Origin of the sequence: Pseudomonas sp. LG1E9 (assembly GCF_003290225.1) — a bacterium.
Taxonomy (GTDB): Bacteria; Pseudomonadota; Gammaproteobacteria; order Pseudomonadales; family Pseudomonadaceae; genus Aquipseudomonas; species Aquipseudomonas cyclaminis.
In genome coordinates, this window is the sequence record NZ_CP029983.1 from 2,782,725 (window position 1) to 2,794,912 (window position 12,188).

At 63.8% G+C, this 12,188-nt stretch carries 10 protein-coding genes; 1 reads left to right on the forward strand and 9 read right to left on the reverse strand.

Annotated features, from left to right (window positions below):
• Positions 1 to 44 precede the first annotated feature (44 nt).
• Positions 45 to 620 (forward strand): DUF4174 domain-containing protein, encoded by a 576-nt coding sequence (locus DNK50_RS13190; protein ID WP_112194421.1) that lies wholly within the window; start codon positions 45 to 47, stop codon positions 618 to 620.
• Between the two features lie 40 nt (positions 621 to 660).
• Here DNK50_RS13190 and DNK50_RS13195 read toward each other — a convergent pair whose 3' ends face one another.
• From DNK50_RS13195 to DNK50_RS13235, 9 genes are read right to left on the reverse strand one after another with little or no spacing between them, the layout of a single operon-like run.
• Positions 661 to 1,704 carry an acyltransferase family protein gene (locus tag DNK50_RS13195; RefSeq protein WP_112194423.1) on the reverse strand — a complete coding sequence of 348 codons (1,044 nt, stop codon included), beginning with the start codon at positions 1,702 to 1,704 and terminating at the stop codon, positions 661 to 663.
• Between the two features lie 22 nt (positions 1,705 to 1,726).
• Positions 1,727 to 3,136, reverse strand: a complete 1,410-nt coding sequence (locus DNK50_RS13200; protein WP_112194425.1) for a lipid II flippase MurJ — start codon at positions 3,134 to 3,136, stop codon at positions 1,727 to 1,729.
• Positions 3,136 to 4,572, reverse strand: coding sequence for an O-antigen ligase (locus tag DNK50_RS13205; RefSeq protein ID WP_112194427.1), 1,437 nt, complete (start codon positions 4,570 to 4,572; stop codon positions 3,136 to 3,138). Before DNK50_RS13205 ends, DNK50_RS13200 begins: the two co-directional genes overlap by 1 nt.
• On the reverse strand, positions 4,569 to 5,672 hold the full coding sequence (locus DNK50_RS13210) for a glycosyltransferase family 1 protein (RefSeq protein WP_099584840.1): 1,104 nt from the start codon (positions 5,670 to 5,672) through the stop codon (positions 4,569 to 4,571). The genes DNK50_RS13205 and DNK50_RS13210 overlap by 4 nt, the downstream gene beginning before the upstream one ends.
• Positions 5,663 to 6,880 carry a glycosyltransferase family 4 protein gene (locus DNK50_RS13215; RefSeq protein WP_099584841.1) on the reverse strand — a complete coding sequence of 406 codons (1,218 nt, stop codon included), beginning with the start codon at positions 6,878 to 6,880 and terminating at the stop codon, positions 5,663 to 5,665. Before DNK50_RS13215 ends, DNK50_RS13210 begins: the two co-directional genes overlap by 10 nt.
• An 8-nt stretch (positions 6,881 to 6,888) precedes the next feature.
• Positions 6,889 to 8,217 carry a cellulase family glycosylhydrolase gene (locus DNK50_RS13220; protein ID WP_112194429.1) on the reverse strand — a complete coding sequence of 443 codons (1,329 nt, stop codon included), beginning with the start codon at positions 8,215 to 8,217 and terminating at the stop codon, positions 6,889 to 6,891.
• Positions 8,207 to 9,397: a glycosyltransferase gene (locus DNK50_RS13225; RefSeq protein WP_112194431.1), complete on the reverse strand. Its 1,191-nt coding sequence runs from the start codon at positions 9,395 to 9,397 to the stop codon at positions 8,207 to 8,209. Before DNK50_RS13225 ends, DNK50_RS13220 begins: the two co-directional genes overlap by 11 nt.
• Positions 9,397 to 11,388, reverse strand: a complete 1,992-nt coding sequence (locus DNK50_RS13230) for an exopolysaccharide transport family protein (RefSeq protein WP_099584844.1) — start codon at positions 11,386 to 11,388, stop codon at positions 9,397 to 9,399. The genes DNK50_RS13225 and DNK50_RS13230 overlap by 1 nt, the downstream gene beginning before the upstream one ends.
• Before the next feature lie 14 nt (positions 11,389 to 11,402).
• Positions 11,403 to 12,179 (reverse strand): polysaccharide biosynthesis/export family protein, encoded by a 777-nt coding sequence (locus DNK50_RS13235; protein WP_099584845.1) that lies wholly within the window; start codon positions 12,177 to 12,179, stop codon positions 11,403 to 11,405.
• Positions 12,180 to 12,188 lie beyond the last annotated feature (9 nt).

A 12,188-nucleotide genomic window follows, 5' to 3' on the forward strand; every position in this document is an offset into this window, starting at 1 on the left:
ACATGAAACTCAAGAACCCTGCATGGAATTCAAAGGAGGTGCGCATGCTCATCCGGTCGCTGACCCTGGCTACCTTGATGGCTTTTACGGGGCCGCTGTTGGCTGCTGATGATATCAACCCGCTCAAGCAGGACCTGGGCAAGGCCCGGCCGCTTGTGGTGGTGGAGCTTGATTCAGGCAACTCCACGCTGGCGACCCTCAAGAAACAACTGGACGAACCTGCCACCAAGCAGTCCTTTGAAGAGCGCGCCATGGTGTTCTACACCGTGAAGTTCGGCAGTATCGGCGCCGAAGGCGAGAAGTTCGCCAAAGACCCCAAGGACAACAAAAAGCTCACGCCGCCCGAAACCAACGCACTGATCCGTGCGCTCAAACTGGGCGCGGGCAGTGGCACCAAGGTGATCCTGATTGGCAAGGACGGCGAGAAAAAAGTCGAGAAAACCGTGCCACCGGATACCCTCGACCTGAAGGAGTTCTTCAGCACCATCGACCAGATGCCCATGGCGGAGAAAGAAGCCGCTGCCGCCGCAGAACCCGAGCCGGCCCCACCTGCGCCAGCCAAGGGCGCCAAACCGGCCAAACCGGGCAGCAAGCCCGCCCCGCAACAACTGGACGATTGAAACACAGGCCTATGTGGGCGCTGCTCGCTCCCACATAGGTTCAGCGGCGCTGTCCAGGCGCTTTGCGTACCGGAAACGGAAAGTAGAAAAACCGCAAGAACGCTACCCGCTTGATCACTTCCCCGATCAACAACGGCACCACCACGGCCACGACAAAACCGATGCAGGCCGCGATAAATGCATGCAGCCCGAGACGCTCCATCAGGTCGAAGGTCTTGTGTTGGATCTCGCCATGAAAGATCAACAGGATCAGGGTCGACTGGCCGATATAGGTCATAGCCCGGGTGATCAGTGCCGATACCATCAGCACCCGCGCCAACGCCCAGCACAGGTACACGCCGATCACCGCCAGCAGGCTGGTCCACAGCCAATGGTCGTAGCGTCGTTGCGCCAGGTCCATGGTATCGCCTCTATAGAGGAACACCGCAGCGAACAACCCGATGGAAACCAGCAAGGTCAGCAAGGAGCCCTCATGCGTGCGCAGCCAGTCGCGCAGCAAGTAGCCGTAGACGAAACACGCGCTGCTGATCAGGGTGATATCCAGGCTGAACGGCAACCCTGGCAACACCCACGCGTGGCCGCCGATGGTTACCGGCAATTGCCAGAACCACGGCAGCGTCCAGATGCCAATCAGGAGCGGCACCAGCATCACCAGGCAACTCAGTGCGAGCGGCAGGCGTTGGATCAGGCGCAACAGCAGCCAACTGAACAGAATCGCCACCCAGAAGTGCGGCAAAAACCACAGCGCCTGCCACGGGATGGTGTCCACCGAGGCGTACAGCACGCCGCCGATGTCCGGCAGCAACGGCTGGCCGCGCAACACATCGCGCACGATCACATACAACAGCATGGTGAAGAAAAAAGGCTTGAGCAGGCCATCGGCCTTGCGCACGGCCATTTCCACAAACGGCTGCTCTGGCTTGAAAAACACCCCGGACAGAAAGAAGAACAACGGCAGCACGAACGACGCGAGGATCGGATACATCAGCTCCCGGGATGTCGCAACAAACCAGCTGTGGGCATACACGATCACCAGGATGCCGATGCCTTTGGCGATATCCATCTGGATCCAGCGATGTTTCATGGGTGTCTCCCCAGTCGATCCTTCATGCCTTGCGCCATGGCTTGAGCCACAGCCCCATCCCGAGCAACACCGCCGCGCCGGCCAGTGTGCCCACTCCCAGTTGCAGCCACACGCCTTCAAGACGAAACAACACCAGTGCCGCCACGCCCAGCGCCAGCGTATTGAGCAGCCAGTGCCGTGCCCAGGGCAGGGCGCCGAGCAGTGCCTGGCGCTGCATCAGCAGCAGCCCGGTGCACATCACGCCCGCCAGCGCAGCCAGTGGAATCCCGGCCAGGCCGAACACAAACGGCAATACGCCGAGCAGCAGCACGTTGACCAGGCTGCCGAGCAATTCGCAACGCAGCGGCTGGCGCGTGTCGCCGGCGGCGTAGGCGTAACGCGCAAGCAAGGCGTTCCAGGCGCCGAACACCAACGGCACGGCAAACCAGGCCAGCAGCAGCGGCAACGGCGAGTCTGCCGATTGTTGGGGCAACAACAGCGCCACCAGGCTCGGTGCCGCAGCGACCAGCCCGACGCCGGCGGGCAGGGTCAGCACGCTGGCGGTTTCCAGGCCGCGCTTGAGCAGAGCCAGGCGCGCATCGCCCTGGCGTCGGCTCATCATGCCCAGCAGCACCTGGTTGAGGCTCATCAGAGCAATCAGCGGCAGGTTCATCAGCTTGCGGGCCAGGTTGACCCACGTCACCGCGCCCTCGCCGAGCAGCGAGGCCACGAGTCTTTCGATCAGCGCCAAGCCCTGGCTGGCCCCGTTGCTGATCAACAAGGGACCGATACGTTCGCCCAGCTCGCGAAGCGGCGCGTAGGTCAGTTGCCAGCGCCACGGCCGCCAGCCCTGGCGCCACATCGACGGCAGCAACGCCAGCGGCATCAGCAGGCTCCCGGCGAGGCACGCCAGGGCCAGTGAGTGAGGTTGGGTCGCGGTGCCCGCGAGGGCGAGGTACGTCACGGGTGGCAGGTTGAACAACAACGAGCCCAGCCCGGCCAGCACAAAACGTTCGCTGGCCTGCAACGGAATGCTGAACAACGCATGCAGCATCAAGCCCGGTACGCACCAGGCGACGATCTGCAGGTTGCTGCTGGCCATCGCCGTCGCAGTGTCGGCCAGGCCCGGTCCGAGCACTTGCACCAGCCACGGCGCCGACAACGTCAGCAGCAGGCTGGTGACCAGGGCGATCAGCATCAAGGCCGGAAACAACACCGCCAGCCAGTCCAGCCGTTCGCCGTCCTTGCGCGCCAGGTACAACGGCAACGCCGCCGCACTGAGCACGCCGCCGGCCAATGACATGCGCAGCGCCTCGGGCAAAAACAGCGCAATCAGGAACGCATCGCTGCGCTCTCCCGCGCCCCAGGCCGCCACCAGCAACCATTCACGTGCAAACCCCAGGCACAGGCCCAACAACGTCACCAGGGTCAGCCATGCGGCGGAGCCGAGCATCAGGGCTGTGCGCCGTTGAGCAGCGGTTTGCGATAGACCACCGTTTTGACCTGCGGCAGGCGCGCCGGAAACAGTCGCCGCGCTTCCAGTACGTTGATGCCCACCATCAGCCAGAACAGCGCCACCATCACCACTGCAAAACTGAAGTAGTGGTCAAACAAGCCGCTCACCAGCGCCGCCAGAATCCCCGCCGTGGTGCCCAGCCACAGGGCGTTGTCCTTGGTCAGGCGGATGGGGCCTTTCTCCGGGCGGGCTTCACGCCACCAGCGCACGGTCACTGCCACAAACAGCAGCATGCCGACGAGGCCGATCTTGTAGATGTAGTTCAGCCACAGGTTGGAGATGCCCAGCAGGTGAGTGCCCGGCACCGGCGGGTCGACCTTGAAACCGATGCCCAACGGGTACGCCGCCACGGCTTGAGGGAACATGCGGTACTCGTCAAAACGCACTTCGGTACTGGCGTTGTCCGAGGAAAAAATCGTCGCCAGACGATCCTGCAACGGCGGATAAGCCATCACCAGCGCCACCGTCAGCGCCGCGCCGATCATCAACAGGCGACCGGTGTACGGCACGCGCCGCGTGGCCATCCACATCAGCACCAGCGCCAGGCTGACCATCGCGCCACGGCTACTGGCCAACAGCAGCGCGGCCGCTCCCAAGCAGGCCACGCCCAGGCCCAGTGCGCGTTTCCAGCCTTGCTCGGTCATGCCGAAACAGAAGGCCAGTGGCAGCAGCAACGCCATGATCCCGCCGATGGCATTCGGGTGAGTCCACGGCGAGCCCATGCGCGAAGACATGGCCTCCAGACCAAATTTGAGCGTGTCGAAGTTGGCGTAGTTGAACAGCCCCAGGATGGGCGCGATCCCGGCCCCTGAGCGCGTACTTACGAACACTGCGATGGACAGCACCAGCATCGCCAGGGTGCCGAGCAACAGGGCGATCACCAGGGACTCGCGGCGCTTCTGGTCCACCAGCAATTTAGCGGCGAGGAACACCCCCGACAGGTTCAGCAACCAGCGCAGCCAGTTGGCCAGGCCACTGCTGCTGTCGGCCTGGGTGATGACCTGCCCGACGATGAAGGGGAACACGCTGAACAGCATCAACCACAGCAGCATCTGATCGGTGGGACGTCGGACCAGGCTGGGCGCCTGGGGCAGGCGCGAGAGGAAGCTGTGCCACAGGATCGCGCCCCAGGTCAGGGCCAGAATCGCCTCGCTCACCGTGGTACGAATGCCCAGGTTGACCGTCGAGTACGGCATGAACGTCGCCACGGCGGCAAACAACAACAGGCCCCAGAACGGAAAGCGCAGGATGGTCACCGCCGCCGCCAGGCCAGCCACGGCCACAAACGCCTTGGCCGGCGACAGCAGCAGGGCCAGGGCGCCAAACAGCAGGCCGAAGAGGATCGCGACGAGGCTTGCCAGATTGTCTCTCACGTCAGTTCCTCGATCAGTTCGGCCAGGCGCCGACGGTAGGCTTGGTGGTTGAAGCGCTGCGCCCATTGGCGCCGTTGCTCGGGGGATTCTTCGTCGGCCTGCTCACCCAGGCCGACCATCAAGTGCACCAGCGCCGGGCCATCGGTGGGCGAAAAGCGCGGGGCCGAGGGCGGGGTGATTTCATCCAGTGACGTACCGCTGGCCACCGCGACGGGGGTGCCGACGCTCAGCGCTTCGATCACCGGCAGGCCAAACCCTTCGGCATAGGAGGGTTGCCACAGGCGCGAGGCCTGGCGGTACAGCGCGTGCAACTCTGCATCCGACACACCGCTCAAGGCGCGAATGCCCGGCAGCGCGCGTTGGGCTTCGGGCAAATGATCGAGGCTGCCTACCAGGACCAGCTCCGGCACGGCGGATGATTGGCTGCGTGCTTGCTGCCAGGCGTCCACCAGGAACGGCACGTTCTTGCGCAACTCGCGGGTGCCCACCAGCAACCAGTAACGCGCTGGCAACTGGCGTGCGCTGAGGTCGGCGGCCAGCGCAGAGAACCCGTCGACCTGGTTGGGCAGTACGCGAATCTTGCCCGCCGCCTTGGGAAACAGCCGCGCGGTTTCATCGGCGCTGTACTGCGACGGCGTCCATACGCGGTCGGCGCTGTGTACCGCGTAGGCAATCGACAGGCGATCGCTGGTCTTGTAGATCAACGCCTTCATCCGGTTGGCGTGGTAGTTGTCCAGGGTGATCTGAAACAGATCATGCAACAGCACGACGGTGCGCAACCCCGGCGGTTTGGGTGGCAGCGGCAAGCCCATATTGAAGGTGCTGATGTACAGATCGATATGCTGTTCGCGCAAGGCCCGCGGCAGGAAACCCGCCTCGAAACGCAGGCGATTCTGCGGCTGATGCATGGCCGTCTTGGCGCAGCCCCAGGGCGGACAATGGGCCCACAACCGGGTTTCATCGCCCAAAGGCGCCACGGTAAAGCGCTCGACCTCGGTGCCCGGCAGGGTGTGCAGCGCACTTTCCAGCGCATACACCTGGCGGCTGATGCCCGATTGCGGCGAGGTGCCGACGGTGCGGTAATCCAGGCCTACACGCATGCCGGCTCCTTTTGGTTTTGCGGCACGAGGGTGGCGTAGACCTGCTCCAGCTGGCTGGCGGCGACGCTCCAGTCATGGGCGCGACGCACATAGGCGCGGCCCGATTCCCCCATGGGGGTGGCGGCGCCGGGAAACTGCAGCAGGCGCACCACCGCATCGGCCAGCTCGGTGGCGCTTTGTCCGCCGAGGTAGTCCAGGCCTTCCACCAGGTCCAGCCCGGAGACGCCTTGCTCGGTGCTTGCCAGCGGCAGGCCGGCGGCCAGGGCTTCGAGCACCTTGAGTTTCGAACCGCCGCCGTGGCGCAACGGCGCCAGAAACACCGAGCAGCTCGATTGCAGATTCAGCAGGTTGGGCACAAAGCCTTGCCATTCGATGCGCGGGTCTTTCCAGCGCTCGCGCCAACTGTCCGGCATGCCAAAACCGCACACGCTCATGCGCGCGTCCGGGCAGCGCACCCAGACCTTGGGCAGGATCTCATCCAGGGCCCACTCGATGGCGTCCACGTTCGGCGCGTATTCATAGTTGCCGAGGAACAGCACACGGCGGGTCGACGGGTCGGGATGGGCGCCGGCGAAGTGATCGCAGTCCACGCCATTGACCACCACGGGCACCGGTTTGCCGGCTATTTTTTCCAGGGTCTTCGCGTCGCTGTCGGTGACGGCCACCACCTGCGCGGCCTGGCGCATCACTCGGCGTTCCCAGCGCGCATAGCGCCATTGATCGTAGCGAATGAAGGGCAGCGCCCAGCGCGGCAAACGGTCGTAAGTGGCCGCGCCGAGGGCAGACTCAACATTATGTTCGGTCAGCACAAACGGCTGGGATCTACGCGCCAGGGCATCTTCGTAAGGCTGGAAGCTGTAGCTGTGCTCGATCTGCACCACGTCCCACGGCTCACCCAGCAACCAATTGAAGGTGTCCTGCAACTCGCCCGACAAGCCATTCACGCTGGCCAGCAGCGGGTAGGGCGCCAACAGCCCGGCCACCAGGGTCGTGAAGCTGCGTAACGGGCGGCGCGGCAGGATGATCAACTGTTCGACAAACGCTTCCAGCACCTGGCGGTCGGTGAGCGACACCGGGTGCTTGTCATGCAGCAACAAGGTGATCCGGTGCCCACGCGCCGCCAGGCTGCGCAGCAGATGGAACTGGCGCGTCTTGCCGCCGCTGGTGGCGGGCGAGGGCGAGTAGGGCAGGATCCATAGAATGCGCATGGCAGGCCTCACTCCCATAACAGAATTTGCAGGTTCGGCTTGACCGTGACGGTCAGCCCGTGGGTGCCGCTCACCGGGGTTTGCGTGCCACGCAGCGGGTCATACAGGGTGGCGCTGGCCAAGCCGGGCAAGTGGGCGTTGCCGCCCTCGGCCGACCAGAAAAACCACAACTTGCGCCCGTCGGTGCGAGTCCAGCCGATGCTGAACAGGCCGTCGGGCAACTGGTCGGCGCTGGGCGGATCGCCGGGGGTGAGCTTTGGCCCGCTGACGTCGAGGAAGTTTTTCAGCGCGCTGTAGACCGGCTTGGGGTTGGCGTCGATGTCCAGCAAACCGTAGGACTGATCACGCACGCTGGCGCGCTGGTCCAGATCGCTCAAGGTGAACAGGAAGATCCTGTCGTAATCCAGCGCGCTCATCAGTGCCAGGCGACGCACCACGTAATCGGCCTGGGCCTGTGGGGTGATGATGTCCTGGGCGTCCTTGGGACCGGTGTAGGTCGACCAGCCCCACTCGGTGCTCCAAAGGGTCTGCACGCCGGCGTTGCGCAGCGCCTGGTTGAGCGCGCTGGTCTTGGCGATAAAGTCCAGGTTGGCCGGGTCGTTGCCTTCGGGCAATTGGGTGTAGGGATGGTAGGAGATAACAGTGTTCAGGCTGGCCACACCGAGTGCGCCGAGGGCGTCCAACATGGTCTGGCCGTTGGGCATTTCGCTGAAGAACGCCATACCGGCAGCGACCACCGGTTTGCTCGGGCTCATGGCCCGTAGCGCGGCGGCGGTGCTGGTCAGCAGCGTGGCGTAGCCGGCCGGATCGGCCACCGGGCGCCAGAAGCCCAGCAGGTTCGGTTCATTCCACACTTGCCAGGCGTCGACGCTGGGGTAGCGCTGGGCCAGCAATGCCATGCGGTTGGCGAATACGTTCGGGTCTTTCGGCGGGTACTGGTCCTGATACGGCGCACCCACCGGTGCGGTCGTGGCGAACGGTGCCGAACCGACCAGGTAGAACACCGACTTGAGTTGGTTGTCCTGCAGCTTGCCCACCAGTTGATCCAGGGTTGCCACTTGGTACTGGCCTTCGACGGGTTCCAACTGATCCCAATGCAGGTCCAGGCGCACCCACTCCAAGCCCAGCGCCTTGAGACGGTCGATCTGCTTCTGGTAACGCTCGGGGCTGAACCACAGGAACTGCGCGTTCACTCCCAGAAAATCCTTCCACACCACCTCTTTGTTGCCCTTGAGCACATGATTTTCGGCGTCCGCCTGGCGCCCCCACAAAAACGCGGTCAGACCCAGGGCGGCGACCACGGCCAAGGTGGCAAAGTAGGTGTGTTTACGTGCCATGGCGGGTGCCCTCGATGGCCTGCTCAAACAGTGTCTTGAATTTCAGCGCGGTCAATGGCCACAAGCGCTCGCGGCCGATTTCGCCGGCGCGCTCGGCCCAGTCCCGGGCCAGCAGCGGTGTGCGCGCCAGGCGCAGCAGTTGCTCGCTGAGTGCGGCCACGTCGCCTTCGGGGTAGATGGCGCCGTTGCCGCTGGCGACTTCTTCGGCAAACGCACGGGCATCCGAGGTAATCGCACCACGACCGCACGCCGCTGCCCAGGACAACGCGCCGCTGGTGCCGCGTTGGCGCCCGAGCAGGCCGAGTTTTTTTGATTCACGGTACGGCAGCACCATCACATGGTGCGCCTGGATAGTCTGGGCGATCTCGTCGGCCGGCAGGTTCAGTCGCCAGTCGATGGCATCCGTCAGGCCGAGGTCGGCGATCTGGCTGTTCAACTGTTCCAGGTAATTGCCGCCTGCGCCGAACGCCATTTCGGCAGCAGTACCACCGGCCAGGGTCAGGCGCACACGGTCACGCCGTTCGGGGGCTTGTTTGAACACAGCAGCCAGGGCCTGCAACAGGTCCTCGATGCCTTTGCCCCGGTAGATAAAACCGAAGTACAGCAGGTGCAACGTGTCCAGCGGCGGCAGCGGCACGGGTGGGATGGCCAGGTTGGCGTGGTTGATCACCGCCACTTTGCCCGCCGGCAATTGCATGCGCTGGCTCAGGCATTCGGCGCCCAGGCGGGTGAGGGTGATCAGCCGTGTCAGGCCTTTTGCGACCTGGCGCTCTTCACGCAGGGTCAGCGGGTCGGCCAGCACCACCGCCGCTTGGGGCAGCGGGCTGGGCAAGCGCTCCAGCAGGTTCAACGGAAACGGCAACTGCTCGCGCCGCCACACGATCCGTTCCGGGTCATGCACGGTGGCGGTCAAGGGCAAGGCCGGGTGGGCCTTGCGCAGTTCACGCAGGGCCAGAAACTCCCCCAGGCGCCCGCCGCCCAACTCGGCGTGGACTAGGTCCACGCTCTGCCAGTCGAACGCAGCGATGGCCTGCTTGATCGCCTCGCTGTTGCCCGCCACACAGGTCAACGGCGTCAGCACCGTCACACCCAGGTGTTCCAAAGCCGTGCGGAAATGGTTCGCGTAGTCGGCGATCCCGTTTTTTTCCGGCGGCAATGGGGCGAGCAGGGCGATGCGCATCAGAACACCCTCTGGTACTTGGCGATGGTCTTGAGCACTTTGGCCGGCACTTCGAACTTACGCCGGTTGATGATGATGCCGTCCACCTTGCCGAACGCCGTATTGAGGATCGACAGCGCGTGCTCGACCACGGGCACTGTGCTGGTATTCGCTTCCACCACCAGGGCGATCAGGTCGGCGCGGCGCAGGTTGATAAACGCATCGCGGTTATCCAGCAGTGCGGACGCGTCCAGCAGCACCACTTCGCCCGGCTGGGCGGGTTCAGCCCCGCCGACACGCACGGTGATGCCGTTTTCCTCAAGCAACCTACGCAGGTGTTCCACCACAAATGTCACCCCTTCGCCATGGCGCGCCGAGGTCAGCCCCAGCGTCATGCCTTGCTCGGCAATCCGCTCCAACTGCAGCAAGCCGTACAGGCGGTAGATGCTCGCGTTGAACGCGTTGGTGCCTTGGGCGGTGCTGGTGTCCAGCTCCGGCAGGGTGGTCCACAGCGGCAGGCCGAACTTGCGTTCCACCAAACCGCCGTCGTGGATGCGCTGGTCGAGCAGGTAGCACAGGTAGATCACCAACAGGCCCACGACGATGGCAAACGGAATCGCCAACAGCAGCATCATCAGGGTTTTCGGGAAGATGCGACCGGGGTTCAGGGTGGCCTCTTCGATCACCGCGATGTTGCTGATTTGGCTGTTATCCAGTTCACGGTCGATGCGCGACTTTTCCAGGTTGTCCACGTACAGCGCGTAGTTGCGTTCGGCGGTGCTCAGCTCGCGGCCCAGGCGGGTCAACTCCGGTTCAATCTCCAGGGCTTGCTTGCGTTGGGCTTCCAGGTTGCTCAGTTGCTTTTGCTGCTGGAGCAGTTGGGTGCGCAGTGCCAGGTTGTTGCTCGTTTCATCCAGCAGCACCCGCTGCAAGTGGATTTCCAGGGTGTTGGGCGCACGGTTTTCCGAGCTCTGCACGGTGTTGCTTTCACTGGCGACGTGGGCCTGCATCGCGCGGATCGACGCATCCAGGGCTTTGACCGGCGGCGCGTTATCCGTGTAGGTGCGCAGCATGTCGGCCTTTTCCAGCAGCTTCTGGTTGAGCAGGCGACGCAAGTCTTGCTGCTGCGGATTGAGTGCGATCTGGCGCACCGTGGTCACTTCTTTGGGCTGCGTCTTGAGCTGGGTGCGGGTGCTCCCGATGGCGCTGTCGGAAGACGCGATCAGGCGCGAAGTATTGAACGTCTCGCCGCGCAACACATTGATGCGCTCGGACAAGTCCTCCAGGCGATCAGTGATGCTGGCTGCGCCGATCTCATTGAGGTGTTTGAGAATCTGCTCCTTGAGGCTCTTGATCTCGGTGGCGCTGGTGGACACCTGGCCTTCATAGAAGACATACAGGCTCTTGCGCCCCAGTGCCTGGGTGCGTTCGTTGATGTAGGTCTCGACCCAGTCCTTGACCACCGCCTGGGCGATTTGCGGGTCACCCCAGGTGAAGCTGATGTCCATCACCGTGGAGCCCGCGGCATGGCTCACGTCGAAGTTCTTCTCCAGGCTGGCAGCCAGGCGTTCGACCGGCGTGGTTTTTTCGACGATGCCCACCGTTTCCAGGACCACGCGCAGGCCGTCGAAGACGCCGTCGACCGCACTTTTGACGTAGTACTTGGTGCGCTTCAAGAAGCCCTCGGGCGGCGGCTGATTGGCAATCGCTTCCAGGTAGTGCTCGGCCACGGCCCTCACGATAGGGCGCCCGGTCAGCAGCCGCTCTTCATCGACAATCGGGTCGCGCTGGGTGCTGGGCATTACCAGTGCCTGGCGGTTACTGATCTCAATGGGCAGGGTCGAATCGCGCCCCGGTTTCACCAGCAGTCGAGCGGTGGATTCGTACTTGGCCGGCAGCAGGAAAGCCCCCAGCAGTATGATCACCAACGCGGCAATGGCGGCCAGCTTGAACTCGTGCCGGAAGATGAAGAACAGGCGTAGCAGATCACGAAAAGAACGGATCTCGATCATGGGATGTCGCTCCTTTAGTTGTTGCCGCCGCTGGTGCGCGTGTAGTTGTAGCCAACCCCAATGGACTTGGTGAACGGGATCAGTTGGTTCATGTAGGTATCGACTCCCTGAATGCGCTCGCCCACGTTGGATTTGGGCACGAACACCACATCACCGCGTTGCAGGTGCACCGGTTTGCGCCCGTTGGGGCCGGTCCTGAGCAGTTGGCTGAAGTCCAGAAAATAGGCGCGATAGGCGCCCTGGGCGTCTTCGCGCAGCAGCGCAACCATGCTGGCGTTGCCCGCCGGGCTCACCCCGCCGGCACCGACAATCGCCTGTTCCAAGGTGTTGGCCGTGGCGATCTGCACCGCCGTCGGGTTATTCACCGCGCCGCCGACAATCACCGTGTTGCCGGGCGCCTGGTTGATGTTCACCGTCACACGTGGCTCGCGGTACGTCTGCGCAAGCTTGCCGGTCAGCTCTGTCGCCAGCTCCGAGGGCTGGCGCCCGGCAACCTGGATCGGGCCCAGGAATGGGTAGTTGATCTTGCCGTCGGTCTGCACGGTGTACAGCGTCAACTCGTAGATCGTGCTGACGTTGAACGCCGACAGCGTCGGCATCTCGCCGGCATCGCGCACGATGCGCAACTGGTCGCCGATACGGATGCGTTCCACCGCCGGCGGCAGCTGGGCCAGTTGTTCGAGGGCGCGCTTGCCTTCCTCGACGGTCTTGCTGTCGGGCGGCACGATGCGCGCCGGCGTATTGCAGGCGGCCAGAGCCATCATGGCCACGACGAGCAGGGTTCGTTTCATCAAGGGGGA